We start from the raw sequence: 25716 nt of genomic DNA, 5'->3' as shown, positions 1-25716 counted from the left end.
TGCACATCACTTCCCGTTGCGGCCCGTGAAACCGTCCATGCCTTCGTTCAAACCAAACAAGCCGTAAATCGGATCGGCGATCTTCGGTGGCAACGCGGCGACCAGTCCGGCAACGGCGGCGAACGGCGGCATGATCAGACGTTCATGGCCCTTGGCGACGGCGTCCACAATCTTGTTCGCCACTTCCTCTTCCTTCAAAATCGGCAACAGCAGCGGGAACTTCGTGGTCACGCCTTCGAACATGCCAGTATCGATGTAATACGGGCACACCGTAAGGGTCTTGATATTGGAGCTGCTCTTCTTCAACTCACTACGCAGCGAATTCGTGAAGCCAACGGCAGCGAATTTACTGGCCGCATAATCGGTCTGCTTTGCCACGGCCACAATGCCGGCGGCGGATGCCACGGTGACGACGGCCGCACGACGATGACGTTTCAATTCAGACAGGAACGCTTTCGTAGTCCAGAACAAGCTCAGCGTGTTCACTTCGAACGTGCGGCGGATTTGCTGTTCCGCCAGTTCTTCGAAAGGCGCACCAGAAACGATGCCGGCATTGTTGATCAGCACATTCACCTTGCCGAGCGCGGCAATGGTGTCCGCTGCGGCTTGGCACACCAGCTTGCTATCGGTAACGTCGACCGTGAATGCGACGGCGGCCGGCTGCGACGCACTGCGACCATTGTTTTCGGCAATGGCGCAGGCCATGTCGGCCGTCGTCTGTGCGGCCTCGGTATTGATATCCCAAATCGCAACGCGACCGCCCATCTCGACGATACGTAACGCCATCAAACGCCCAATGCCGGATCCCGCACCGGTAATCACCACGCTGGCGCCGGAAAAATACTGCTTCGTATTCATCTGCACCTTCTTTCGATATGCAATCAGAGTACCGCACAATCACCAATTCTTTATTGCGCCGCTCATGCCGAGACGGGATTGGCGGGAATTGATGAGGATTACAGCTGAATAGGCCGAACCGGCAGATGGATTTAAATCGATAAGAAGCACGGCCAACAGAAGATAACGAGATCCGATGACCGACAGCCCGCCAGTGAGCCAAATCGGTAGGTAAAATCCGTTTATCATTCCACTAACAGCGACTCAATGAGATGATAAACGGATTTTACCTACCGATTTGGCTCACTGAAAGACAGCGGCCATCCGCCCCGGACGTTGGAACGTCTTACGGCAAATCCATGAAATCAGTATCTTTCAGATACCCCTTACCAGTGGTGATGTCATATTGAATCAGCTTGTAGTCTTCCACCAGCTGCTTCGTCTCGGCATCGAAATCGCTTTCGACGATCGGATTGCCGTCGGAATCCAAATAGATGTTCTGACCTTCCGGAATGCGATCCCAGCCTTGAATATTGTTGACGACAGGCGGTTCCATCGCAGCGATTTTCTCATGCATCTTCGTCAGGAATGCCAAATATGGCGACACCTTCGCATTCATATGCTCGGCGGCCTGTGCCACGAAGAAGTTCGGCGACGAATATGAGCTGTTGTCAATCTTGCTGCCGGCCGACGTGGATGCCTTATTCGACCAGATGAAATAATCAGTCAAATGCAGGGCCAGCGAATTATTGTCGTCTTCGCTCGCCGTGGAATAGATGCCCGGCAGATGGTCGCCATAGAATACGACCGTGATCGGCTTGTCGATCTCGTCCAATGCATCCAGGAATTCCTGCGTGGCCTGATCGGTCAGGTATGCGCCTTCGGCGAATGTCCGGATGGATTCGGTTTCGTCCTCGCCCAGCGGCGCGTCCGAATCGGTGGAGGTCACCGTGAAATCATTGTTCTTGTACCAGCCATGGTACGGCATGTGGTTCTGCATGGTGATGACCTGCAGGAACTGATTGTCGTCCGTGGCTTCCACCTGTTCCAACGTGCTCTTATATGTCGCTTCGTCGGAAACGTACGGCGAATCATCGATCTTGTCCTGATGCGAGATGATGTCCTCGCCTTCCAGCGTGTAGAAATGCGAGAAGCCGAACTTCTTATAGTTGGTCGCGCGGGAATACATGGACGGTTCGTACGGGTGCAGGCCTATGGAGTACTGCGCGCCGCCCCACATCTGGTTGATGGTCGGCGTCCAATGTTCCGTGGGCACCAGCTGCTGGTAGGGGCTGGTCAGCGAAGAGTTGAAATTGGCCATGCTCAAGCCCGTCAATCCCATATATTCCAGGTTTGCGGTGCCGCCGCCATAGCCGGATGACAGCATCAGACCGGATGTCGTATTTTCCTTGATCTTGCGGATATTCGGCATGGCGTCCTTATTCAATTCCAGGCCTGGCACACGCGAGGGATCGGAAAAGGATTCGGACAGCACATAGATCACCGTGCTGTCCGTCATATCGACGGTACGGGTCTCATTGATCTCGTCAGCGGCCTTCTCATAGCGAGCAGCGACTTCCTTCATCGTTTCCTCGCTGTAGTCGTCGATGTCATCCATGATTTTCGGATTCAGCTGACGAACGAAAGCGACGATGGGGCCGTTGCGCTGCGCGTCGTAGACGGAATCCCACATGGATGGGACGTCCCCCACCGCCTGCGAAAAACGGTTCGCCCAGGAATCCACCGTCGACACCTGCATCGCGTACAGTGTGAGGAACGTTCCGGGCACGATGATCAGCAGCAGCCGGCTGATGGCGTTCACACGTTTGTCACCGCAGAACAAGCGGCCACGACGTCCGTCCATATGATTCAGGAATACGAATATCGCAATCATCACGGCGAACGCCACGGCGGCGCCAAGAATCATCCATTGCGCATCCGTCGGCAGGAAGCTCATCAGGTTGCCGGTATTCGATCCCAGGAAATTCAAATCCGATGGCAGGATTGCCTCATATCGGATCTCGATTTTGAAATGTTCGATCAGTGAAATGACTGTGGCGATTGCCAGCAGTATCGGCGTTGCGATCCAAAAACGATTGAACAGCATCAGCAATATCGTGTAGACGATGCCGATCAGCAGCATATTGAGCAGCAGCACGAAATTGCCGTTCGTCCACATCTTCGCGACAAGATCGCCGAAACCGTTGAGCGGGCTCGACAATGTGACTCGCGTGCTTTGCAAGGTGACGCCCCACTGCAGAATCGCCGCCGCGCAGAAATCGAACACGAAAAACAGCACCGCGTACAGCCAGCCAGGAAACGCCTTACGTTCCTTGTTCGCCGTCTTGGCCGACCTGTCGGCCAATGGGATGTTCAGCTCTTCAATCGGCGTATCCGACGGATTCGGCGTATTCGTCGAAGCATCATTCATTACACGCACCACCACTTACATATTCATTACAACGCTGTCCGCCCGAGCAGACACCGTGTTATATTCTTACCTGTTTTTCCAAAAAAGAGCAGAAACCAGCATAAGCTTTACGATTGCCGCATATTTTTCAGCCTAATGCGACGTTATACCGAACAATCCCTGATAGGTTCCGGAATTATCCCTGAAACGCCCCTGAGAATCACCGGGCTCCACTCGTATCTCAGCCGTTGGCGGCTGCAGCGGCAGGAGGCCGTGTCACAAAGACACCCATATTTACGTCAGAGGGTCGGTGGTCCTGCAGACGGTTTTCGGATTGCATGACCGCATAGAACGCCCGCGCTGCGGCGGACTACAAACGGGACCGGCAATCCGGGCAGAGACCGAAGATTTCCACCGTATGCGATTCGACGGTAAAACCGTAGGATTCCGCCATTTTCTTGACCCAAGCCTCGCTGGGCGGGTCGATTTCCACGGTTTTGCCGCATGCCGTACACACCATGTGATGATGATGCCCGTCGTCACCGCACAGACGGAAAAGCTGCTGGCCATCCATTCGGACGATATCGGCCCGCCCGGAGTCGGCCAGCGCGTTCAGCTGACGGTACACCGTGGCAAGGCCGATATGCACGCCGGCATCTTCAAGTCTGCGATGGAGGTCCTGCGCGGAGATGAATTCATCACAATCACGCAGGGCCTCGCGAATCGCATCCTTCTGCTTGGTTTGACGCACAATGCGTTCGCCCATGCTTGGATCAGGCCTCCTTGAGGTCATCCCAACAGCCGGCGGCCTCGATTGCGGCCACTGTTGCGGCCGTGTCGTCAGTCAATACGGTGATGTGGCCCATCTTGCGGTTATGCTTCGCCTGAAGCTTACCGTAATCGTGCATATTCCATTCGGGATGTTCGCCGATCAGAGCACGCGTCGGCTCAACATGCTGGCCGAGCACGTTGACCATGACGGCGGGCTTGAGCAGCTGCGGCTGCGGAATGGGCCATCCGGCGATGCCGCGAATATGCGCGTCGAACTGGTCGATGGAGCAGGCCTCGATCGTGTAATGGCCGGAGTTGTGCGGGCGCGGAGCCAGCTCGTTCACCAGAACGCCGCCGGCTGCGGTGACGAACAGTTCGATGGCCAGCGTACCGGCAAGCTTGAAGCCTGCGGCCAATGTTTTGGCCAATTCATGCGCCTTGTCGGCCACTTCTTGAGGCACTTCAGCCGGAGCGATCGTCAGATGCAGGATGTTGTTCTTGTGCACATTGCGTACGATCGGGAAGGTCACGTATTCTTCGCCGTCGCCTGAAACCAGAATCGAAGCTTCGAACGCGAAATCGACGAAGCCTTCCAAAATCGCCTGCGGAAAATCATCATCCGGCCATACGCGGGCCAAATCATCCTCGGATTTAAGCACGATCTGACCGTGGCCGTCGTAGCCGCCTTCGCAGGTTTTCAGCACCGCCGGATAACCGATTTCGTCCAGTGCTTCACGCAGTTGGGCGTGGCCGTTCACGGCACGCCACTGCGCGGTTTCAATGCCGTGCTCGTTGATGAACGTTTTCTCGGCGATGCGATTCTGGGTGACGCGCAGCAGGTCGGTTCCCTGCGGCACTGCGGTTTCTCCGCGCACTTCGTCCAGCGCATCGGCGTCCACGTTCTCAAATTCGTACGTCAGCACATCGCTGCGTTCGGCAAGCTCGCGAATGGCCTTCTTATCGGCGTAGTCGGCGACGATCTGGAAGTCGCCGACCTGCGCGGTCGGGCAATCCGGCGTCGGATCGAGCACACCGACACGGAATCCCATGTATTTCGCGCTCAACGCCATCATGCGGCCAAGCTGGCCGCCACCGACGATGCCGATGGTGGAGCCGGGCATCAGACGCTTCACGGCGCCTTTGGTTTCCTCAGACAAGCTGGGCATTGGATTCAGCCACCTTTTCCTTCAGTTCATCGCGGTACTCCTGCAGTTCTTCGGCGAGGCGGGCATCGGTGGTGCTCAGAATGCTGACGGCCAGAAGGCCCGCATTCGTGGCGCCGGAATTTCCGACGGCGGTGGTGGCCACCGGAATGCCGCCCGGCATCTGCACGATGGACAGCAGCGAATCCCAGCCGGACAATGCATGAGAGCGCACCGGCACGCCGATAACCGGCAGCGTGGTCTGGGCGGCGACCATGCCCGGCAGGTGAGCGGCTCCGCCTGCGCCGGCGATGATGACCTTCAGGCCGTTGGCGCGGGCTTCATGCGCGAATTCGCCCATGAGTTCTGGGGTGCGGTGCGCGGAGATCACCTGCTTGATGTACGGTACATCGAAGCGGTCAAGCATTTCGCAGGCGTGCTTCATGGTCTCCCAATCGCTGGCCGACCCCATGATTACGGCGACTTCGGGCTTGCTGTCTGTCATATTCAATAACCTCCACCTTATTGAGAATGCTTTTACTGTACGCCTAGGCGTTGTCCGCTGACGAGGCGCTCAGGCGACGGAGCAGTCACAAAGTGATTACGACTTTTCCGAACACGTCGCCGTTCATCACTTTTCCGAATGCGGCGCGCGCATCATCAATACCGTATGTGATGTCGATGATGGGATGCAGATCGGCATGCTCAACGAATCGCAGTAGTCTGTCGAAATCGTCGCGGCTGCCCATGGTGTTGCCTTGCACGCGAATATCCTGGAAGAAAATGCGCGTCAATTCGGCGCCTGGCTGATCGCCGCTGGTGGCGCCGCAGGTGACGATGGTGCCGCCTGGACGTACTGATTTGACGGAATGATTCCATGTGGCGGCACCGACCGATTCGATGACGGCATCGACTTTGTGAGGCAGACGCGCGCCGTTTTCGAAGGCCGCGTCCGCGCCGAGAGCTTGGGCTTTTTCGCGCTTGGCTTCACTGCGCGAAGTGACGAATACTTCCAGACCGGCCGCGTGGGCGAGCTGTATTGCCGCTGTGGCGACACCGCCGCCCGCGCCTTGAATGAGCACGGTGTCGCCGGGTTTGACATTGGCTGAGGTGAACAGCATGGAGTATGCGGTCAGCCAGCTTGTACCCAGTGCAGCGGCCTCTTGCATGCTCAGATTGACAGGTTTACGGAAAATATTGGCCGATGGCACAGCCATCTGTTCGGCCATGGTTCCGGCGTAACGTTCGGAGAGGATGCTGCGGCGTTCGGCAGGCATGACACCATGGCCGTCGGTGCCGATGAAGGTGTACGGCACGACTTCGTCGCCGGCGTGTACGTCTTTGCGACCTGGAATGTCTTCGGTGAGGATGCCTGCGGCATCGGTGCCAAGAATCATCGGCGTTTGTTCTGCGGAAAGGCCCACGCCTTGCAGGCTCCAAATATCATGATGATTAACCGTTACAGCTTTGACATCTACAACCGACCACATCGGCTGAGGTGTCGGTTTGGCGGCGTCGCCGATTTCCAATACGGACAGCGGATCGTCGTAATTGATTCCCGCGGCATATACGGCCTTCATTGGCGTTCCTTTCTTACATGTTGCGCACTTCCCGCGTTGCGCCAACGCTTATTTACGCTTCTCACCATTGTGCCTTCCAAACACACAGATATGGGGATGTTGGGAGCATATTATGCAGTCGAGAGGTTGATTGGCGCGCTGTAGTCTAATATGTCGTTTTTGAAATATTATCATCGATTCCCCAGGGAGGCACAGGTATGACCGCCGGCATTCTGCACACCATCACAGGACCGGCGGATGTGCACGCTCTGCCCAAGGAACAGCTTGAACCGCTGTGCGCGGAGATTCGCGAAATACTCATCTCCTACAGTCATACGCATGGCGGCCATATCGGTTCGAATTTGGGATTGGTGGAAGCGACCGTCGCCTTGCATCGCGTGTTCAACTCCCCTCTCGACCGCATCGTATTCGATGTGTCACATCAAAGCTACGTGCACAAGATGCTGACCGGTCGCGCCGGCGCCTATTTCAATCCCGCGCTGTACGATTCCGTGACCGGCTTCACCAACCCTGAAGAAAGCGAACACGATCAATTCGTGCTGGGCCACACCGGAACATCCATTTCGCTGGCCTGCGGCCTTGCCAAGGCGCGCGATTTGCAGTGCAACGGCAACGTCGACAGCACCGGCCGCAACACCATCGGCAACGTGATCGCCTTGATCGGCGATGGCGCGCTCAGTTCAGCAGTCGCGTTTGAAGGTTTGAATAATGCCGCACAGCAGGGCGGCAATCTCATCATCATCGTCAACGACAATGAAATGTCGATTGCCGAGGATTCCGGCGGCATGTATGGATCGCTCGCCAAATTGCGCGAATCAAACGGAACCGCGCAACCTAATTTGTTTGAAGCTTTCGGCTTGGATTATCGCTATGTTGAGCATGGCAATGACGTCAACGAATTGATCACCGCCTTTGAAGCGGTGAATAATATCGATCATCCAATCGTCGTCCATATTCATACCACTAAGGGTTTGGGATTGGGGCCTGCCGATGCCGCCGAAGAGGGACACTGCGAGGGAAATCATTGGATCGACGCCGATGCCGTACAGCATCGTCCGCTGGGGGCGCGCAAACATTACGGTCAGCTTGCCATGCAGGAATTGGAATCCCGATTTGATAGCAATCCGGAATTGGTGGTCATCTCCCCTGCGACTCCCGGATCGAATGGCATTACACCGGAATTTCGCCAGCGTGTGGGCGCGCATTATGTTGATGTCGGCATCGCCGAAGAACATGCCGTCGCGTTCGCTTCCGGCATCGCCAAAGCCGGAGGCCGCCCAGTCGTCGCCACATCGTCGACGTTCTTCCAACGCACTTTCGACCAGCTGCAGCAGGAATTGTCGCTGAATGCGAATCCGGTGACGTTGCTCTCGTTCGGTTCCGGCATTTCCGCCGCCGACAATACACATTCGGGCGCGTTCGATATTCCGATGTTTTCCAACATTCCTGGGCTTACCTGCTTGGCGCCGACCAGCGGACGCATGTTTTTGAACATGCTGAACTGGTCGACAAGCGAGGCGAATCGTTCCCCCGTCGTCATTCAGGTACCGGGCGAGCGCATTCTCGCCTGTGAACGCGCGGCTGGCGCGCAGGACGCTGCGAATGCTGCGAATGGTGAATATGATGATTCGTTGACTATGCCGCCTGCGGGTGTCGACGTTTGCCCCTGGCAGCGTTACGACGTTGTGCGCCGCGGCGCGGATGTCGCGATTTTCGGCCTTGGCAACATGCTGCCGTTGGCGTATGAGACCGCCGATATGCTGGCTGACATGTCGGAGGATGCTTCGACAGCGCCGATTCACGCGACGATTGTTGATCCGCATCAATTTTCGACGTTGGACAAGCCGACGTTGGAAGCGTTGTATGCCGACCATCGGCTGGTCGTCACGTTGGAAGACGGACAGCTTGAAGGAGGCTGGGGCGCGAAAATCGCAGTATATTACGGCAATCATGATGAAGCCTCATCAGGCCATCACATGAGGACGCTGTGTTTCGGTGCCGACAAGGAATTCACCGACCGCGTTCCAGCGGCTGAATTATGTGAACGCTACGGTCTGACGCCGGCGCAGATTGCAGCGCGCATTCGTGAGGCATTGCGCAGCTGACTGATGGACATTGACCGCGATTGCCGATGACGCCATTCACGCGCGATTACGTTTTGTGACCTCGTTTGTGAAATCACAAAACGTAATCGAGAAAACGTGAATCACACGTCACAGCACCAAATCGCGATGCGAAAACACCACCAACGACACGCCTGCCGATGCGGCGGCCACAATTGCCATCAACACCGCAAGCCCACCCGCCTGCGCGTCGCCATCCGACAGGCCGTATCCGTCGAACATCGTAAACAATGTCAAAAATCGCGCGTTTTTCATATCATCGCCCAACTGTGACACCATCTGTATGACGAATTCCAACAGGCACAGGCCACCACCGGCCCACGATGCCGCAGCGGTACCGGCGAACAGGCATGCCGATAGCAGACATATCGCGGCAAGCAGCAGCCATAATGCGCATAGGCCGACGTCCACCATCAGCAATCCAGCAATATCAAGATCATCAGGAAACATCACCATCGTCGTGGCCAATTCCAATACGGTGACGTACGCCATCAGCACGGCCAGAGATACGACAAGCACTGACGTCATCGTGCCTGCTATCGGTATACGACCATGCGGGGAAGCCAGTAAAAACGCCATGGCGCCACGCTCAATCGGGCGTGCCACCAAACGTTGTACCAGCAGCAATATCAGCGCCAACGGCAGCAACGTCAGCAACGTCAGCAGAAAACCGTATAGATAGTCCAATTGGAATCCCAGCAATGTTGTTGCGGCATGGCTCATGCCGAGCGCGGCGAACAAATCCGGCATCGCCTGCATCATCTGATCCAATGTCGCGTTCATATCCGGGTCATACATGGCGGTTACCGCGACGATGTATACCGTCAGGATCGCAGCGAAAACGGTGACCAATGGAAGACAGCTTTTGAATTCCTTGGCGAACAACGTTCCAATCATCGTGCCCCCTCTCCTGCGACAGCGTTGTCTTTGCTGCCGGCAATGAGATCATCCTCACCGTCATCTTCGCTATAGATATGCATGAATACGTCTTCAAGCGTCTGCTCACACGACACGATATCGACGATGCGGTAACGAGCAAGGTCTTTGACGAACGAGTCCACCGTGCCGGCGACAGGTATGGTCAAGGAGGCGGCTTGCCGGGCGAATTCTGTTTGCGCCATATGCTGCGAATCGCGCCGCACGGCATGCTCGTTGCAGTATCGTTCGCATTCTTCGACATCGACGAACGTCACCGTGTTATTCGCGTCGCCGCGACGCCTGCATTTCAGACATCGACGCCACGCGTCCGACATGGCCGGCACGAATGAACGCCACGCGATTGCAAGAACGTTCCACTTCCGGCAACCGTGAGATTAATGTCGAATATGCCGCGGCCCCGACCGTAATCCTTGGTCAGATGTTTGATGGCGATGGCATCGTCACCGCCGGACGGCGCCGCAACACGTGACTCCACTTCCATCGCTTTCTTGTTGGCCTTATTCACGACTGCGTGTTTGCCCATGCCTACAGGCTAACGCCGAATACGCTGCCATTTACGGAATGCTGACGTGCCGTCACGCACTAAATCATACGGTGCAACCACACGATACAGGCCACGCAATGCAGTCACGCCACATGGCACGGCCATGCACGCAACCGCCCGACGAATCGCCCTACCGTCACGCAAGTGGACGACATGCTGTATGATAGCTCTTTGTTCTGCCCTCGTAGCTCAAAGGATAGAGCATCGGCCTTCTAATCCGCAGGTTGCTGGTTCGAGTCCAGTCGGGGGCGCTTTGATAAAACCGTCCGCCCATATACAGGTTATCCTGATGCGGGCGGGCTCGTTTTCATATGTCGCAAGCCAGCGTTGTGTCCTTTTCACATGGGGCAAACGATGACCGTATGTCCAAACACCTGCAAAACGGTCCGGTTGCGTCCTTTCGCATATACGGACATGAATGAAAACACCGCAATAGGGCGCAAAACGGAAGATATGATGCAGGATTGCCTGCGCGATGCATCGGACATCGTTTATTCTTCGAATTCACAGTCCTGGATAACACGGCCCGACCTGTCGAGCTGTGTGGAGAAACGGCCGTAATCACTTAAAATCACGCTCATGTACAGAATATCGACGACGGCAGTGTGGGCGACTCTGGAGAAAATCGCATTGCCATAAATCATATGTTCGCTGCGTCCCGTCACCAGGCACACGTCAGACCAATTGGCAAGCGCCGCATTCGACGTGTTGGTGATGCCGATGGTATGCGCGCCCGCCGATTTCGCCAACCGCAATGCTTTGACGGTATCGGCGGAATTACCAGAATATGAAAATGCGATGGCGACATCATTCGACGACAGATGCGCTGCGCCAATCTGCTGCATATACGCATCAGCATTCAGCCGGCAATTCAATCCCAGATAGCTGAGCTTCATGTACAGATCAAGAGCTGGCGACAACGAATTCTCCACGCCATACACATCGATCAACGGCGCCGTAGCCAGCAAGGAAACCGCACGGCGAACGATTTTCGAATCCAGCACATGCTGCAATTCGTCCAATAACGATTTCGCGCCATGAATCGCCTTCGCCGGAATATCATCCGCGTTATCCCAAGGATTCAAATCGAATCCTTCCAAAGGTTCGAAGGTTACCTTATGTTCGTCCTGCGGATGCTTCAGCACAAAACGTAGTTCGCGGTAGCCGGAGAATCCCAGTTTCCGCGCAAAACGGATAACGGTGGGCTCACTGACCTGCGTCGCTGCGGCAAGCTGTCCGACCGTCAACGTCGCAGCACTGTCGATGTTGTCGCGGATGAAACGCGCCACCGCCTGCTCGGCCGGACGCAGCATCGGATACACGTGATCAATGCGAGCGCGAATGCCAAGTGACGACTGCATAAATCCTCCAGCACTTGCCGTTCATATTGTGCGCCACCAAGAATAGGCGGCCTATGAATACGGCCGGCTCATTGCATCTGTCGGCAAAATGAACGGGAGGTGAAATGTTATGCCGTAATCACGCGAAGTTCATGCAAGCGACATACATGCGCGACGAAAATCTCACACGGAAATCACTTTATACGATGCATCCTCACGCAATGTGATTTTGCCGTCGCATTCCAAAATATTCAGCAGTTCCGTAGCCTGCTGACGATTCAGTCCGACTGTGTTCATCACATGCTCTCGTGTCAATGCGACGCCATCACGCGTCAGTAGACGCAGCGTGGCCTGTTCAAGCTGCTCAATATTGACGCCAATCAATTTACGGATCTGCTGCGTCGTCAGTGAAGCATCGATCTCCGTACGATTCAGGGAAACGCTGTGCAACGGGGCACACGATAGCACGCGGGCTTCAGCCAACAGCATCGGCGCATCAAACGAATCAAACGAACGAATCTGCGGAAACATGTAGCGAATCGCCTTGCGTCTGTCTTCGCCGCCGCCATCATCATTCGAATTATTCATCATGTTTTTGCGATATCTGGTGAAATCATCATCGTCATCGTCAATCGTATGGTGAATCATCCGCGGCAACACCATTGCCATGGAGGACGGGCCGACACGCAGCTTCGGACTGACCGAAACGGCATCATACGCATCCGTGATCCGCTGAATGCCGGTGCCGTAGTTATCGCTCCAATCCAATGCGCAAAATAGTTCGGCAAGCAACGGATTACGCGGCTGCGAAATGCCGTTGAGCAGATCGTTGAGTTCCAAGCCAGCCACCAGACCGCCCAAGGAAATGATTTCCACACGGTCGGCGAACACATTGACCAATGTCGGGCCGGAAAAGTTGTAGTCACGATGCAACACCGCATTGACCAACGCCTCCTGCAGCGCGTCATGAGGCCAATCATCCTGCGGGCAATGCGCATTGAGGAATTGCATTGTCCCGTCCAACTGCGACAATACAGAGCCGCGGAATTCGCTGCGTTCCACGATATGCGTTTTGATCTCGGAATCGAATGCGGCGCATTTCACGGAAAACGGGCACTGGTCGGAAACAAGCAACGCCAGATTCGTATACATGTCCCGTTCACCACTGGTCACGTGCATATCGCGCAGTTTTTGCTCGGACCATTCCACGCCTGCAGCGGCGCACGCCGCAATGGCAGCTTCGAAGGTCAGTTCCTGTGTGTCGCTGAAACGCTGCTCGAATGGCATGTTCTGGCACCGCACGCATGCGATGGCGCCATCCGATTCGGCATTGGACAGCCTGTCGACGAATCCTGTCTGCTTTATGGTGCCTTGCTCGTTTCCCATATCTCGATAGTAACTTTTCCGCAGTATCTATGAGCCGCGTGTTTGAAGCGGCACACAAACTACAAAACTACGCCAATCCTATGTAGTTTTACTCAGAATTCACCATTCTTTTAGCGAGCTTTATATCAGAACAGGTCTCAAACCCCGTATCCGACGTGAAGATGGAAGCACAAGGCGCGATACCGAGCGTAACAGAAAACAAAAACCGCAAACCACTTGCACCCGCCTGGAAAGTGACAAAGCGCCGATGGGGAAACGGGCCACAAGAGACGGCCCGAAAGACAAGAACATGCTTGAACTGAAGAACATCAGCAAATCCTTCGGCGGCACCCGCGTGCTCGACGACATCAGTCTGACGCTAGATAAAGGCAAAATCATGTCGATTCTCGGCCCATCCGGCGGCGGCAAAACCACACTGCTTAACATCATTCTCGGCATTACCGATGCCGCCAGCGGCCAGATCATGTTCGACGGCGACGATTTGACGCATGCGGCGGTGGAAAAACGCGGTTTCAACATCGTCTTCCAGGATTATGCGCTGTTTCCGAATCTTTCCGCATATGAAAACATCACGTACGGCCTGCGCAATCACCCCGGCGTCTCCTCGCCGGAGGAAATCAAAGACATGATTGCGTTGCTCGACTTGGAACAGCATTTCGACAAGTCGCTCGACCAGCTTTCCTGCGGCCAGAAGCAGCGCGTAGCCCTCGCTCGCACTCTGGTGATGAAGCCGTGTCTGCTGCTGCTCGATGAACCGCTTTCCGCGCTTGACGGCGTCATCAAGGAATCCAACAAAGCGAAAATCAAGCAGATCGTCGAACAATATCATCTGACCACCGTGATGGTGACGCACGATCCCGAAGAGGTCTGCACGATGAGCGACCGCGTGCTGATTCCCAACAAGGGACGCATCGCACAATACGACACGCCTGACAACATCATCGAACATCCGGCTGATGAATTTGTACGCACCTTCATCCTCAACCAGCTTGAAGTCAAACACGGCAACATCTGCTCCCTGTTCAACAACGACGACGCGCATTCCATGCAGGAGGCCTGACATGCCGTTCGAATCCGTCCAAGCAGGCAAGCTGCTGCCGAATATCGCTCCGGAATCATCAATCATGAACGCCGTCCGAAGCCGCATCAACAGCGTCAAAGTCTCCGCCGCAGCGGCCGTGCCTTCCGTAATTTTCGCATTCTGGCTGTCATATACGGCGAATTGCACAAATCTTCCACATAGCGCGAAAAAGGCGATTACACTACTCACGCAGCTGCCCATGCTGCTGCCTACCATCACCTACGGTTTCGCCATTATCTATTCGCTGAGCAAGCAGGGCCTGATCACGAAACTGTTCGGCGGCCATGTGCTGATCGACATCTACGGTTTCAACGGCCTGTTGATCGGCTATGTGATATACACGCTGCCCGGCATGGTGCTTGGCACCGCGTTCCTGTTCGCCTTCACCGGCACGAGCCTGCAGAACACGTTCGCCATCATCATCGTGTGCAATATCGTGCACTATTTCGCGACGCCGTACCAGATGATGAAGGATTCGTTGTCCAAGATGAACGTGTCGTGGGAGATCACCGGCAAACTGATGGGCGACACGTGGATCAAAACCGTGATCCGCGTGATTACGCCGAACGCATGGCCGACGATCCTGCAAGTGTTCGCCTACTACTTCGTCAACGCGATGGTCACCATCTCCGCGGTCGTATTCCTTACCGACGCACGCACCATGGTAATGACCACGCAGATCTCGGCGCTGCAGCATCTAGCGAAGTTCGACGACGTGTTCGCGCTCTCCCTGCTCATTCTCGCCACCAATCTTGCGGCCAAAGGCATCATCGCGCTTGTCACTTCGCTCGGCACGCATCGTATGGCCAGCAAGCAGATGGAGCGCGCCCGTCGCCGCCGCGAGCGCCAAAGCCTGACGGCACGTCTGACTGCGACGCTGCCCGGACGTGAGGCCACGGGAACGGCCGCCGTGCAGGCCGTCGCGGTACAGGCGGCCGCCACACAGACTGCCAACAAATAAAACCGACAGACCAACAAAGAAAAACATCAACGGAAACCAACGACTTCGACCGAGCAATTCGACCGTAGTAAGCAAGGAATCCTCATGAAAGCTCGTATTCTCTCCCGATTCGCCCGTACCGCCTTCGCTCTTGCCGCCGCAGGCGCACTCGCCTTCGGCATGGCAGGCTGCGGCTCGGCCGACGCCGCCGGAGCCGACCAGGTCGTCATCTACACCGACGCCGACGACGAAGCGGTGACCGCCTTCAAGAACGCGCTCGACGACAACGGCTATGCCGGCAGCAAGTACGTCATCCAGAGCTTCGGCACTTCCGAACTGGGCGGCAAGCCGATAGCCGAAGGGACGAACATCGAAGACGACATGATCACGATGTCGTCCTACTGCATCGACAGCGCGCAGGAGAAGAACAACATGTTCGCCGACCTGACCGAAGTGCAATCCGTGCCGCTGAACGATACGCCGGATTACCACCGCGACACCACCAGCCAGGAAGGCGCCCTGTTCTACAACACCGAAGCCTTGGAGGCCGCCGGGCTGGATGCGCCGACCAGCATCAAGGATCTCGCCGATTCCCAGTACAAGGATCGGATCGCGGTCCCCGACATCATGGGCTCCTCCATCGCCTGGCTGATGATCCAGGATGTGATCGCCGCATACGGCGAAGGCGATGAAGGCAAGGAGATCCTCACCGACATCTACAAGAACGCCGGTCCGCACATCGAACAGTCCGGTTCCGCGCCGATGAGGCCGCGGTCGGCTTCGGCCTGCGCCATCAGGCGGTCGCCGACAAGAACGAGGGACTGCCGATGGAATACGTCGATCCGACCGGGGGCAACTTTTCGCTGACCGAATCCGTGGCCGTCATCGACAAGGGCGACAAGGCCAAGTCCGATGTGCAGAAGATGGCCGCGACCATCATTGACAAGGGCCGCGCAACTGCAGAAGACCTATCCGAACCCGCTGTATGAGGGCGAAGAGCCGGCCGCCAACGAATCCGCCTACCCGAAGACTTTTGGCCAGCCGCTGACTGTGGACCTGCTCGAACAGCACCAGAAGCTCTCCGAGGAATGCAAGTCTGCCGCGGAAGCCTGAACCAGCATGTAAGGCGGTGCATGGGGCACGCCTGATCCGGCCGCGTCATGCATCCGACAAGCTCGCATTCCCCGCAATCATCATCTCAACTACTGACTGTCTTTTAGAAGGCGCCCCGCGTCGCATACGGGCGGGGCGGTCTTCTATGCCCAAAACATAATGACTTGGCGTCATCAGCGCGAAAACCGCAAAGCGTACAAACATCAGACGCCGAAACCATAAGCAACAATCCCAATCGAACAATCAATAACCACAGGAAAGAATCCCATGAATCACGAATACAAACTGCTCCCCCCCCGGCCCGCTGACCACTACCCGCACCGTCAAAGGGGAAATGCTGTTCGACCACTGCACGTGGGACGACGTTTACAAGGCCATCACGCAAAAGATTCGGCATCAGCTGGTCGAGCTTACCCAGTGCGATCCGGCGCATTACACCGCCGTGCTGATGCAGGGTTCGGGCACGTTCGGCGTGGAAAGCGTGCTCACTTCCGTAATCGGCGCCGACGACAAAGTGCTGCTATGCACGAACGGCGCATACGGCGATTGCCAGGTGAAGATCTGCGAACATGCCGGCATCGACTACGTGCAGTATGACGAACCGTACAACACCATTCCGAGCGCCGAACGCGTGGCCGAAATCCTGGATGCCGATCCGTCGATCACACATGTGTCGATGATTCATTCCGAAACCGCGTCCGGACTGCTCAATGACATCCAGGCCGTCGCCGCCGTCGCCAAGGCGCATGGCAAAACCTTCATGGCGGATGCCATGAGCTCCTTCGGCGGCGTGAACATTCCGGTCGAGGACTGGGGCATCGACTTCCTTGTCTCCTCCGCGAACAAGTGCATTCAGGGCGTGCCGGGCTTCAGCTTCATCATCGCCAATATCAGCAAGATTGAGGCTTCCAAGGGCAAGGCGCGCAGCCTTTCGCTCGACCTGTAGGACCAGTGGAACACGCTGGAGAAGGATGGCGGCAAATGGCGTTACGCCCCCACACACATGTCGTGCTCGCATTCCCCAAGGCGTTGGATGAGATGACGGCCGAAGGCGGGCTGGCCGCACGGGCTGCACGCTATGCGCTCAATAATCATCTGCCGATCGCCCGCATGAAGGAGCTGGACTTTACCACGTATCTCACCGACCATCAGGGGCCGATCATCACCACCTTCCTCTACCTGGAAGGCGTCGACTTCGATTTCGCCGACATGTACGCATATATCAAGGAACGCGGCTACGCGATCTACCCTGGCAAGCTGACCGATGAAGAGACCTTCCGCTTGGGCAACATCGGCGAAATCCACACCGGCGACATCGAACGCGTCACTGAATTCTTCGCCATGTATATGGCTGAACGCAGCCTGCTTGAAGCCTCACGCGGTTCCGCTGATTTGCCGCCGCATTAGCCGCGATGAACGCCGCCGGCGATGCCGTCAAAGCACAACGACACTGATTCACGACAACACCGATTGCGGCGACTACCACAACTACGAAATTGCTGTAGTCGCCGCAATTACAAGCATTACGACTATTACGGCAATTTCTCGATTTCACGATTGCAAGTGCTATAAAAGGAGATTTTCTATGGCCACTCGTTTTGACGCAGTGATTTTTGATTGGGCCGGCACCACCGTGGATTACGGCTGCTTCGCCCCAGTGCGTGCTTTCCAGGAGGCGTTCATCCAGTTCGGTATTGAGCCGACCATGGATGAGACCCGCCGACCGATGGGCATGCTCAAGCACGATCATGTCAACACGATGATGCATATGGACCGTGTCGCCCGTGCTTGGGAGGATCTGCATGGTGCGGCACCGACTGCCGACGATGTGGACGCCGTGTATGCGAAATTCGAGCCGATGCTGCTCGGCATCCTTGACCAGTATGCGGATCCGAAGCCAGGCGTGCTGGAAACGGTTTCCGAATTGCGCGCGATGGGTTTGAAAATCGGTTCGACCACCGGCTATACCAACGCCATGATGGATATCGTCGTGTCAAAGGCCGCCGAGCAGGGGTATGCGCCTGATTATTGGATCAGCGCCGACGGCGTGAACGGTTTCGGACGTCCGTACCCGTACATGATTTTCGCGAATATGCAGGCCCTGCATCTGGCTGATGCGCGCCGTGTCGCGAAGGTGGGCGACACGTTGTCCGATATCGGCGAAGGCAAGGCTGCGGGCGTGTTCACGATCGGCGTCATCGAAGGCAGCTCGCAGATGGGCATGACACTGAACGAATTCGAAGCGCTGTCGGATGCCGAGAAGACTGCCGCCCGTGCCGCCGTACGTGACACGTTCGTCAAGGCCGGTGCCGACGCGGTCATCAACACCGTGGGCGGGCTGCCGGCCCTGCTGCGTCAGATCGCCTGATGCCCATCGGGTGTCGAAGCTTTTGGACCCCGGTTTCGGTCACTTTTGCTGACGACAACGCATCCCGTCAGCAGAAGTGACCGAAATAGGGCCCTAAAACGGTCACACCTGCTGATGGAGATGGTCTTCTTCAGCAAAAGTGACCGAAAACAGGGGCGGAAACGGTCAGACCTGCTGGCAAGCGGGTCAGATCTGCCGGCGAGAAGGATGGCCGGCAGAAAAAGGCTCCGCGGAGACCGAAATCAGCCGATGTTGTTGCCGTACACCTGGCTTTGCAAGTCTTTGCGAGCAGCTTCCATGGTGGTGACTTCGCCGAGCAACGCGATTTTCTCTTCACCGTCCGGCAGCTGGGCCATGCGGCGTCGGGCCGCGCCGATCTTGCGCATGAAGCCGATATCGAGCAGGCGCGCCAGCAGTTCGGTCGCATACTGACGTTCGGCGGCCGTGGCCTTACGCAACTGCACGGCAGCGGAATGACCATCCTGATCGGAGCCCTCTCCGGCAGCGCCAACATCGACGCCAGCCCCAGACGCAACAGACGCAACGCCGACGGCTTCATCAGCTTCCGCAACAGGCAACGGCAGAGGCATCACCGCCAATTCGTTAATCACCGGTTCCAGCAATGGCCCGCCCGCCTTGGCGAGATTATGCATCCACAATCCCTGCGGCGTATTGTCTTCCGGCAATCCCCCGGCGGCCGCAATCGCTTGGAACAGCGAACGGAACACCGGCGTGATGAAATTCGACAGCGTAAGCCCTGCAAACAGATTACGGTCCACGGCACGAGGCACTTGGATCAGAGTCGCCATAAACTGTTGTTCGCAAATGAATACGGCATCGTCGACTTTGAAATAGGTTTGCGTCACTGCGGCATGGCGTTCCAGATTGCGACGTACAGCCGGATTCGCGAACGGATTACGCCCTGAGACGGCGTCCATTCGCGGCTCGGCCGACACATTGGCATATCGTTTTTTCGGCGCATACGCATCTTCGTCGCGCACATGCAATTGACGACGTGCGGCGCGTACTTCTCGCTGCATGATGTCCAATTCGACACCGATGCCGCGGGCCGCCTTGCGCGCATAAAAATCCCACAAGGAACGGTCGCGAATCTGCGCGATCAGCGGAGCCGCAGCCTTCACCGCTCCCATCTGACCAGTCGTATAGCTGGTGTCGAAACGTGCGATGGCCGCTTCGATCACGAAATCGTACAGCGGCTTTGCATTGGCGATCAGCGACCGTATCGCCTCGTCGCCGCGTTCGATGCGCAGATCGCAAGGGTCGAGATTATCGTCGGCTACTGCAACGAAAGTTTGCGTCAAAAACGCGGAATCAAGGCCAAACGCATGAATGGCGGCCTTCTGTCCTGCCGCATCGCCGTCAAAGGTGAACACGATGCGCGAGCTCAATGCCTGACCTTCGACCTTCAGCGGCCCAATCAATTGCACGGCGCCCAACGAATCGTCGGCAATCAATCGACGCACGATTTTCGCATGTTCGGCGCCGAATGCGGTGCCGCAGGTGGCGATGGCGGTGTCGATGCCGGCCAGATGCATGGCCATGACGTCGGTGTAGCCTTCGACGATGACGACCTGGCGTTTTTTCACGATGGCGGATTTCGCCAGATCGATGCCGTATAGCACTTGGTTTTTGCGATACAGCTGTGTGTCGGGCGTGTTGATGTATTTCGCGTTGATGGCGTCGTCTTCGTAGAGTTTGCGTGCACCAAAGCCGAGCGTGCGTCCTGTCGAATCGCGGATGGGCCAGGTGACGCGGCCTCGGAAATAGTCATAGATGCCGCGTTGGCCTTGGCGCGCGAGGCCTGCGTCGAGCACTTCCTGCTGGGTAAAGCCTTTGTTGGCGAGGTGACGGACGAGATTGTCCCAGCCTTGCGGCGCGTAGCCGCAGCCGAAGCGTACGCAGTCGGCTTGGCTGAAGTTTCTGCCGTCGAGCAGTTTGCGTGCGGGCAGCGCTTCTTTGGTCATGAGTTGGGAGGTGAAGAATCGTTGCGCTTCCTCGTTGGCATCGAGCAGGCGGGCGCGTTTTGATCCAGCGTGTTCTTTACGCGTGCCGGACTGTTCGTAATGCAGTTCGATGTGATATTTGTCGGCCAGCACTTCGACGGCTTCACGGAAGTCCACGTTTTCGCGTTGTTCGACGTAGCCGAATACGTCGCCGCCGAGACCGCATCCGAAGCAGTGCCATACGCCCAGGGCCGGGCGCACTGAGAAGCTTGGCGTTTTTTCATCGTGGAAGGGGCACAGTCCCACGTATGTGCCGGTGCCGGAGGGTTTGAGCGTAACCGTCGCGGATACGATATCGTACAGATCCGCGGCGGCACGCACTTTTTCAACGTCTTCCTTCAGAATCATTCCCGGCATAGCTTCCAAGAATACCGTGACCACTCATCTTGAACACGGTTTTATGCGCTGTTATGCGCGGTGTTGTGCGGGTTGTCACGCGCGTCGCCGCTTGTGCAGGCGGCGGGCGTGCTGCGCGCCGGGCGGCGCCCGAGTTGCGGTCATACGGCCGTGCTGCCGGAAGGCGTTACCGGGCGCCGCAAAGCATGGCGTGCAATGCCGTGGCTGACCCGTCGGTGAGCGAAGCGACTTGATCGATGGCGACGCGCAGTCGCTCGTCGTCGTTGGAAGCCGTCCGCCAATCGTCACGGAAGGCCGGTTCGAGCGCCGAAGGCAGTGCGGGTGAGACGCTCATAAACGCTTCTACCAGGTCAGTGACGATACGCTGTTCTTTGAGATATTCGTCGTCGCGTTCACGCGGCATCATCATGAAATGCGCGGCGATGCCTTTGAGCAGGGTGATTTCGTAGGCGATCGATTCAGGTGTGACGATGTCGGCATGATATCGAGTGAGCGGTCCCGCTCCATGCGCGTCGCGGGTGGCATGTTCTACGGATTCAGCAAAGCGTCCGATAAGCGCGCTGGTGATGTTTTTCAGATTGGCAAGCGCACGACGTGATCCGTCGAAAGATTCAGGCAACAATTGTGCTGTTGCAAGGCGTTGGAATGCCGCAACAAGACCGTCGCCGCCCCATTGCCGGCCATACCATTCGCGAGCGTCTTCCACGATGGCGTCCAGGATGCGAGATTGGTTGAGGATTGCTGGGTCGAATGCGCCGATGGCGATGGCGTCTTCCACATCGTGCACGCTGTAGGCGATGTCGTCGGCGAGATCCATGACCTGCGCCTCGATCGGTTTCTTTTCAGGATGTTCCGCACCTTGCTTCAGCCATTGGAATACGGGCATATCGTCCGGGTAGACACCGAATTTGAGGCCACGCGGAGCGTCTCGCGGAATAGTGTCGCCGCGTTCTTGCACGATTTTGATAGCGGTGGCATAGTCCCATGGATATTTGACGGCGGCATCCAACGAGGCGCGTGTCAGATTCACGCCTGCAGAACGCCCATCAGCATGTTCTATTTTCGGTTCCAAACGTGTCAGCAATCGCAATGTTTGCGCGTTGCCTTCGAATCCGCCGATATTGGAGGCCAACACAGCCAATGCGCGTTCACCATTATGCCCGAATGGCGGATGGCCTAGATCGTGTGCAAGACACGCACAATCGACGACGTCGGGATTGCATCCTAGTAATTGCGCGATCTGACGGCCGATTTGTGCGACTTCCAACGTATGGGTCAATCGCGTGCGGGCAAAATCGTCACTGCCAGCCACCAATATCTGGCTTTTCGCGCCGAGCCTGCGCAAGGCCGACGAGTGGATGAGCCGCGCGCGATCACGTTGGAAAGCGGTACGCGAGCGCGACTTCGGCGGTTCCGTCGCCCAGCGTTCCTCGTCGAAGGTGCTATACGACGGCGTTATGCGATGTCCGTGCGACATATCGATCATGATATGGTCCTCGCTTTCTTCACGCCGTCGTATTCACATGCGTTTCTGCAGGCGATTACAGCAGGCTGGTCGGGTCCAATTTTGCAAGGTCTTCCGGCGCCAGCACATCCGCGGCGTGCAGATACAGGCGCGGAATGCGATTGCGTAGACATGTGAAGATTTCATAGCTGATGGTGCCTGCGGCGCGCGCCCAATCGTCGGCGGTCGGCTCGCAGCAGGATTCGCCGCGACCCGGGCCGAACAGTACAACCGTGTCGCCTTCGTGCACGCCGAGCAAGGACGCGTGCTCATGCAAGTCGAGCATGAACTGGTCCATGCATACGCGGCCGGACACACGGAACAGGCACGGACCTTGCGCGGTCATAACACGTACCGGGCCGCCGGCCTTCTCCACATGCTTCGCGCCCTGCATATCGAAACCGGAGGCGGAACGGTGAATGCCATCCGCATAGCCGACCGGCACGATCGCCGTGGACGTGTCATCCGGCGTCAAATAAGTGCGGCCATAAGAAATGCCATGGCCTGCTTCCACATCTTTGACCGTGCCAAGCTGTGCCTGAAGCGTCATGGCCGGGCGCAGCGCATATGTGGACGGCGTGCCCATTGCCGGATCAGGCTCGTAACCATACAGGCCAATACCCGGCCGAGTCAGTTCAAAGCGGATTTCCGGGCGATTCAAAGTTGCTGCCGTATTGGCCAAATGACGGATGCGCGGCGCAATGCCGGCCTTTTCCATGCGTGCCGTGAACGCGTTGAACGATTCAACCTGACGGTCGGTGGAGGCGACGAATTCGGGAACATCCGGTGAATCGGCCACCGCAAGATGGCTCCACTGGCCGACCACATCCAACACGCCTTCATGTGACAGCGGCGCCAACAATTGGAGCGCCTCGTCAAAACTTTCTTCAGTGAAACCGTTACGGCCGAATCCGGAATCCACCTTCACATGCACACGAGCGGTTTTGCCGAGCTTGCGCGCCGCTTCGGCGACGGCGGTAATTCCGGACATCGAACCGATCGAAATATCAATATCGTTATCAATAAGCTCATCAAACGGCGCTGCCATACCGTTATAGACCCAAGTCAGAATGCGGCAACGATCGGGACCGATGCCGAGCTGACGCAGCAGCAGCGCTTCATGCGACTGTGCCGCCCCCAGCCAGGTCGCGCCGCCCGCCAACGCCGCCAACGCGGAAGGCAACAGGCCGTGGCCGTATCCGTCGCCCTTCACAATGCCCATGACTGCGGTGCCGGAATCCTTGCCTCCGACCATATTCACCAAATGACGCATATTGTCACGCAATGCGGCAAGATCGACGATAGCCTGCGCGGGATATCGCCGGCAAGCGGTCTCATAATTCGCCTTGCCTTCAGGGGATGAAAACTGCCATTCAGGTGCTGCGCTCAAAGTCATATCGCCTATTGTGGCGCTGTGCTATGACGAACGCGGGATTGTTGTTCGAAATATTGCAAATTCATAAAAACATCAGTAGCAATCAGCATCAAATTTTACGCCATCCCCCTTCTCTTCGACACCACCTCGCCTCTTGTGACATCACATTACACAAGTGTCAAAGAGGAAGCGTTTTACCAACAAGGACACGCAAATTGCATCATGTTTGTCCACACTATTCCCATACACTTTCATGTTATGTGCGCGGCATTGACGCATGTTTTCCGATGCCCGCATATTCTGATTCCCGGCGTTGAGGCGTGCCGGGGTCCCGGAAAACCGTCCGGTCTAGCCCTTAATCACTGCATATCTTGGGAGAAGACCATGGATCTTTTTCGCAAAAAATTAGTGGATCAGCTTGTCGCCGATTCCACGCCGCTCAAGCGCACAATGAAAACCTTTGATCTGACGATGCTCGGCATCGGCGCGATCATCGGCACCGGCATCTTCGTGTTGACCGGAAAAGGCGCACTGACGGCAGGACCTGCGCTTTCCGTTTCCTTCCTTCTTGCCGCGGTCTGCTGCGGTTTCGCCGGCCTGTGCTATGCCGAATTCGCAGCAATGGCACCGGTTTCAGGCTCCGCATACTCCTACGCGTATCTTGCATTCGGTGAAATCGTCGCGTTCATGATCGGCTGGGATCTGATTCTGGAATACGCGCTGCAGGCCGCAACCGTTTCCGCAGGTTGGTCGGGATACTTCAACCAGCTGCTCGAAGGCATCGGACTGCATCTTCCCGTCGAGCTGACCGCCGCATACGGCACCACACCGGGCGTCACCACCTACTTCAATCTGCCCGCTTTCATCATCGTGCTGCTGATCACGTGGGTGCTGTCCATCGGCATCAACCAGACGAAAAAAACGAACGACATCATGGTGATCATCAAACTGGTCATCATCGCGTTGTTCATCGTGTGCGTGATCTGGTATGTCAAGCCCAGCAACTGGAAGCCGTTCTCCCCATACGGCCTGTACACGTTCCAGCCGGATTCGACCCAGCCGTACGGCATTATTCCGGCTGCGTCCATCGTGTTCTTCAGCTTCATCGGCTTCGATGCCGTGTCTTCCTCCGCCGAAGAGACCGTCAATCCGAACAAGACGCTGCCGCGCGGCATTCTGATCTCACTGGCCGTCTCCACCGTGCTGTACATCGTGATGACGCTGATCATGACCGGCGTCGTGCCCTATCAGGAATTCGCGAACTTCATCGATGCTCCGGTCGCCGGCGTTATCCTCGCCACCGGCATGAACTGGCTGGCCGTAATCGTCAACATCGGCGCACTCGTCGGCATGACCACCGTGATGCTGGTGCAGCTGTACGGCCAGTCGCGCATCTGCTATGCGATGAGCCGTGACGGCCTGTTCCCGAAGTTCTTCGGCGAAGTGCATCCGAATTTCCTCACCCCATACAAGGGCACGTGGTTCTTCGGTCTGCTGACCGCGTTCGCGGGCGGTTTCATCAACATCAACGTTCTGTTCGAACTGGTGAACATCGGCACATTGTCCGCGTTCATCATCGTTTCGGCCGGCGTGCTGTGGATGCGTAAGACCCAGCCGAATGCGCGCCGCGGCTTCCGTGCGCCGCTCGTGCCGTTCACGCCGATCTGCGCGATCATTTTCTGCTTCATCCTGATCGCAGGCTTGAACTGGGAGACCTGGCTGCGTTTCGCCGTCTGGTTCGCGCTCGGCCTCGCCGTGTACTTCCTATACGCCCGCAAGCGTTCCAAGCTCAACGGCGCGAAGAGCGAAGCCGCCGTGGCGGCTGAATAGTCGATGGGGGCATGCGCGTTTCTGTACGCGTGTTTCTGTATGCGCGTTCTGT

The 25716-nt window shown here is 56.8% G+C and carries 24 protein-coding genes and 1 tRNA gene; 12 read left to right on the top strand and 13 right to left on the bottom strand.

Translation table 11 applies throughout. From position 1 onward, the window contains the following. Positions 1-6: 6 nt before the first annotated feature. The 6 genes from AC1AWD_RS01945 to AC1AWD_RS01920 form a co-directional block, all read right to left on the bottom strand. A complete protein-coding gene (locus tag AC1AWD_RS01945; protein WP_476563370.1) occupies positions 7-858 on the bottom strand; it encodes an SDR family oxidoreductase in 852 nt (283 codons plus the stop codon). A 325-nt stretch (positions 859-1183) separates the two neighbouring features. Beyond that, positions 1184-3268, bottom strand: a complete 2085-nt coding sequence (locus AC1AWD_RS01940) for an LTA synthase family protein (protein ID WP_476563369.1) — start codon at positions 3266-3268, stop codon at positions 1184-1186. Positions 3269-3617: 349 nt separating this feature from the next. Next, entirely contained in the window at positions 3618-4013 is a 396-nt protein-coding gene (locus AC1AWD_RS01935; protein ID WP_476563368.1) for a Fur family transcriptional regulator, read from the bottom strand. 7 nt (positions 4014-4020) lie between these two features. After that, positions 4021-5184, bottom strand: a complete 1164-nt coding sequence (gene purK, locus AC1AWD_RS01930; protein WP_476563367.1) for a 5-(carboxyamino)imidazole ribonucleotide synthase — start codon at positions 5182-5184, stop codon at positions 4021-4023. After that, positions 5168-5665 carry a 5-(carboxyamino)imidazole ribonucleotide mutase gene (purE, locus tag AC1AWD_RS01925; RefSeq protein ID WP_476563366.1) on the bottom strand — a complete coding sequence of 166 codons (498 nt, stop codon included), beginning with the start codon at positions 5663-5665 and terminating at the stop codon, positions 5168-5170. The genes purK and purE overlap by 17 nt, the downstream gene beginning before the upstream one ends. 85 nt (positions 5666-5750) lie before the next feature. Next, on the bottom strand, positions 5751-6740 hold the full coding sequence (locus tag AC1AWD_RS01920; protein WP_476563365.1) for a zinc-binding dehydrogenase: 990 nt from the start codon (positions 6738-6740) through the stop codon (positions 5751-5753). 197 nt (positions 6741-6937) lie between these two features. On the opposite strand from AC1AWD_RS01920, the gene AC1AWD_RS01915 reads away from it, so the two are divergent. Then, positions 6938-8845 carry a 1-deoxy-D-xylulose-5-phosphate synthase gene (locus AC1AWD_RS01915; RefSeq protein ID WP_476563364.1) on the top strand — a complete coding sequence of 636 codons (1908 nt, stop codon included), beginning with the start codon at positions 6938-6940 and terminating at the stop codon, positions 8843-8845. A 108-nt stretch (positions 8846-8953) separates the two neighbouring features. Here the strand turns inward: AC1AWD_RS01915 and AC1AWD_RS01910 are convergent, their stop codons facing one another. Together AC1AWD_RS01910 and AC1AWD_RS01905 are read right to left on the bottom strand one after the other, a co-directional pair. After that, on the bottom strand, positions 8954-9760 hold the full coding sequence (locus tag AC1AWD_RS01910) for a hypothetical protein (RefSeq protein WP_476563363.1): 807 nt from the start codon (positions 9758-9760) through the stop codon (positions 8954-8956). After that, complete coding sequence (locus tag AC1AWD_RS01905; RefSeq protein ID WP_476563362.1) at positions 9757-10056, bottom strand: hypothetical protein; 300 nt, start codon at positions 10054-10056, stop codon at positions 9757-9759. The genes AC1AWD_RS01910 and AC1AWD_RS01905 overlap by 4 nt, the downstream gene beginning before the upstream one ends. A gap of 71 nt (positions 10057-10127) precedes the next feature. On the opposite strand from AC1AWD_RS01905, the gene AC1AWD_RS01900 reads away from it, so the two are divergent. Both AC1AWD_RS01900 and AC1AWD_RS01895 read left to right on the top strand, forming a co-directional pair. After that, entirely contained in the window at positions 10128-10271 is a 144-nt protein-coding gene (locus AC1AWD_RS01900) for a hypothetical protein (RefSeq protein ID WP_476563361.1), read from the top strand. A gap of 253 nt (positions 10272-10524) precedes the next feature. Next, positions 10525-10597: transfer RNA gene (locus AC1AWD_RS01895), tRNA-Arg, on the top strand. A 240-nt stretch (positions 10598-10837) separates the two neighbouring features. On the opposite strand, the gene AC1AWD_RS01890 is transcribed toward AC1AWD_RS01895, so the two are convergent. After that, complete coding sequence (locus AC1AWD_RS01890) at positions 10838-11707, bottom strand: MurR/RpiR family transcriptional regulator (protein ID WP_476563360.1); 870 nt, start codon at positions 11705-11707, stop codon at positions 10838-10840. Between the two features lie 162 nt (positions 11708-11869). Then, positions 11870-13072, bottom strand: a complete 1203-nt coding sequence (locus AC1AWD_RS01885; RefSeq protein WP_476563359.1) for an ATP-binding protein — start codon at positions 13070-13072, stop codon at positions 11870-11872. A 289-nt stretch (positions 13073-13361) separates the two neighbouring features. Here AC1AWD_RS01885 and AC1AWD_RS01880 point away from each other — a divergent pair, with 289 nt between their 5' ends. The 8 genes from AC1AWD_RS01880 to phnX all read left to right on the top strand — a co-directional run bounded on the left by AC1AWD_RS01880 (position 13362) and on the right by phnX (position 18574). Beyond that, positions 13362-14132 (top strand): ABC transporter ATP-binding protein, encoded by a 771-nt coding sequence (locus tag AC1AWD_RS01880; protein WP_476563358.1) that lies wholly within the window; start codon positions 13362-13364, stop codon positions 14130-14132. Between the two features lies 1 nt (position 14133). Then, positions 14134-15114, top strand: coding sequence for an ABC transporter permease subunit (locus AC1AWD_RS01875; protein WP_476563357.1), 981 nt, complete (start codon positions 14134-14136; stop codon positions 15112-15114). An 84-nt stretch (positions 15115-15198) separates the two neighbouring features. Further along, positions 15199-15960, top strand: a complete 762-nt coding sequence (locus AC1AWD_RS01870; RefSeq protein ID WP_476563356.1) for a type 2 periplasmic-binding domain-containing protein — start codon at positions 15199-15201, stop codon at positions 15958-15960. Continuing rightward, positions 15921-16082 (top strand): hypothetical protein, encoded by a 162-nt coding sequence (locus AC1AWD_RS01865; RefSeq protein WP_476563355.1) that lies wholly within the window; start codon positions 15921-15923, stop codon positions 16080-16082. Before AC1AWD_RS01870 ends, AC1AWD_RS01865 begins: the two co-directional genes overlap by 40 nt. Continuing rightward, complete coding sequence (locus AC1AWD_RS01860) at positions 16033-16206, top strand: hypothetical protein (RefSeq protein ID WP_476563354.1); 174 nt, start codon at positions 16033-16035, stop codon at positions 16204-16206. Before AC1AWD_RS01865 ends, AC1AWD_RS01860 begins: the two co-directional genes overlap by 50 nt. Before the next feature lie 334 nt (positions 16207-16540). Next, positions 16541-17152, top strand: coding sequence for an aminotransferase class V-fold PLP-dependent enzyme (locus AC1AWD_RS01855; RefSeq protein ID WP_476563353.1), 612 nt, complete (start codon positions 16541-16543; stop codon positions 17150-17152). 35 nt (positions 17153-17187) lie between these two features. Further along, positions 17188-17613 (top strand): hypothetical protein, encoded by a 426-nt coding sequence (locus AC1AWD_RS01850; protein WP_476563352.1) that lies wholly within the window; start codon positions 17188-17190, stop codon positions 17611-17613. Positions 17614-17791: 178 nt separating this feature from the next. Continuing rightward, positions 17792-18574, top strand: coding sequence for a phosphonoacetaldehyde hydrolase (phnX, locus tag AC1AWD_RS01845; protein WP_476563351.1), 783 nt, complete (start codon positions 17792-17794; stop codon positions 18572-18574). A gap of 242 nt (positions 18575-18816) precedes the next feature. On the opposite strand, the gene dnaG is transcribed toward phnX, so the two are convergent. The 3 genes from dnaG to alr all read right to left on the bottom strand — a co-directional run bounded on the left by dnaG (position 18817) and on the right by alr (position 23855). Then, positions 18817-20955: a DNA primase gene (dnaG, locus tag AC1AWD_RS01840; protein ID WP_476563350.1), complete on the bottom strand. Its 2139-nt coding sequence runs from the start codon at positions 20953-20955 to the stop codon at positions 18817-18819. Positions 20956-21121: 166 nt separating this feature from the next. Next, positions 21122-22441, bottom strand: a complete 1320-nt coding sequence (locus AC1AWD_RS01835) for a deoxyguanosinetriphosphate triphosphohydrolase (protein WP_476563349.1) — start codon at positions 22439-22441, stop codon at positions 21122-21124. Between the two features lie 55 nt (positions 22442-22496). Beyond that, positions 22497-23855: an alanine racemase gene (gene alr / locus AC1AWD_RS01830; RefSeq protein WP_476563348.1), complete on the bottom strand. Its 1359-nt coding sequence runs from the start codon at positions 23853-23855 to the stop codon at positions 22497-22499. A 363-nt stretch (positions 23856-24218) separates the two neighbouring features. On the opposite strand from alr, the gene AC1AWD_RS01825 reads away from it, so the two are divergent. Then, the gene (locus tag AC1AWD_RS01825) at positions 24219-25664 is read left to right on the top strand and encodes an amino acid permease (protein WP_476563347.1); all 1446 of its coding nucleotides are present in this window, start codon (positions 24219-24221) and stop codon (positions 25662-25664) included. Positions 25665-25716: the final 52 nt, after the last annotated feature.

It is taken from the genome of Bifidobacterium sp. LH_512, assembly GCF_056356435.1.
This window is presented reverse-complemented; position numbering and strand designations above follow the sequence as displayed.

What these genes read in the sequence shown, in the direction of transcription:
- AC1AWD_RS01945 (WP_476563370.1), bottom strand. Translation starts at nt 858, where the DNA reads ATGAATACGAAGCAGTATTTTTCCGGCGCCAGCGTGGTGATTACCGGT.
- AC1AWD_RS01940 (WP_476563369.1), bottom strand. Translation starts at nt 3,268, where the DNA reads ATGAATGATGCTTCGACGAATACGCCGAATCCGTCGGATACGCCGATT.
- AC1AWD_RS01935 (WP_476563368.1), bottom strand. Translation starts at nt 4,013, where the DNA reads ATGGGCGAACGCATTGTGCGTCAAACCAAGCAGAAGGATGCGATTCGC.
- purK (WP_476563367.1), bottom strand. Translation starts at nt 5,184, where the DNA reads ATGCCCAGCTTGTCTGAGGAAACCAAAGGCGCCGTGAAGCGTCTGATG.
- purE (WP_476563366.1), bottom strand. Translation starts at nt 5,665, where the DNA reads ATGACAGACAGCAAGCCCGAAGTCGCCGTAATCATGGGGTCGGCCAGC.
- AC1AWD_RS01920 (WP_476563365.1), bottom strand. Translation starts at nt 6,740, where the DNA reads ATGAAGGCCGTATATGCCGCGGGAATCAATTACGACGATCCGCTGTCC.
- AC1AWD_RS01915 (WP_476563364.1), top strand. Translation starts at nt 6,938, where the DNA reads ATGACCGCCGGCATTCTGCACACCATCACAGGACCGGCGGATGTGCAC.
- AC1AWD_RS01910 (WP_476563363.1), bottom strand. Translation starts at nt 9,760, where the DNA reads ATGATTGGAACGTTGTTCGCCAAGGAATTCAAAAGCTGTCTTCCATTG.
- AC1AWD_RS01900 (WP_476563361.1), top strand. Translation starts at nt 10,128, where the DNA reads ATGAACGCCACGCGATTGCAAGAACGTTCCACTTCCGGCAACCGTGAG.
- AC1AWD_RS01890 (WP_476563360.1), bottom strand. Translation starts at nt 11,707, where the DNA reads ATGCAGTCGTCACTTGGCATTCGCGCTCGCATTGATCACGTGTATCCG.
- AC1AWD_RS01885 (WP_476563359.1), bottom strand. Translation starts at nt 13,072, where the DNA reads ATGGGAAACGAGCAAGGCACCATAAAGCAGACAGGATTCGTCGACAGG.
- AC1AWD_RS01880 (WP_476563358.1), top strand. Translation starts at nt 13,362, where the DNA reads ATGCTTGAACTGAAGAACATCAGCAAATCCTTCGGCGGCACCCGCGTG.
- AC1AWD_RS01875 (WP_476563357.1), top strand. Translation starts at nt 14,134, where the DNA reads ATGCCGTTCGAATCCGTCCAAGCAGGCAAGCTGCTGCCGAATATCGCT.
- AC1AWD_RS01870 (WP_476563356.1), top strand. Translation starts at nt 15,199, where the DNA reads ATGAAAGCTCGTATTCTCTCCCGATTCGCCCGTACCGCCTTCGCTCTT.
- AC1AWD_RS01865 (WP_476563355.1), top strand. Translation starts at nt 15,921, where the DNA reads ATGGAATACGTCGATCCGACCGGGGGCAACTTTTCGCTGACCGAATCC.
- AC1AWD_RS01855 (WP_476563353.1), top strand. Translation starts at nt 16,541, where the DNA reads ATGCTGTTCGACCACTGCACGTGGGACGACGTTTACAAGGCCATCACG.
- AC1AWD_RS01850 (WP_476563352.1), top strand. Translation starts at nt 17,188, where the DNA reads ATGGCGTTACGCCCCCACACACATGTCGTGCTCGCATTCCCCAAGGCG.
- phnX (WP_476563351.1), top strand. Translation starts at nt 17,792, where the DNA reads ATGGCCACTCGTTTTGACGCAGTGATTTTTGATTGGGCCGGCACCACC.
- dnaG (WP_476563350.1), bottom strand. Translation starts at nt 20,955, where the DNA reads ATGCCGGGAATGATTCTGAAGGAAGACGTTGAAAAAGTGCGTGCCGCC.
- AC1AWD_RS01835 (WP_476563349.1), bottom strand. Translation starts at nt 22,441, where the DNA reads ATGATCGATATGTCGCACGGACATCGCATAACGCCGTCGTATAGCACC.
- alr (WP_476563348.1), bottom strand. Translation starts at nt 23,855, where the DNA reads ATGACTTTGAGCGCAGCACCTGAATGGCAGTTTTCATCCCCTGAAGGC.
- AC1AWD_RS01825 (WP_476563347.1), top strand. Translation starts at nt 24,219, where the DNA reads ATGGATCTTTTTCGCAAAAAATTAGTGGATCAGCTTGTCGCCGATTCC.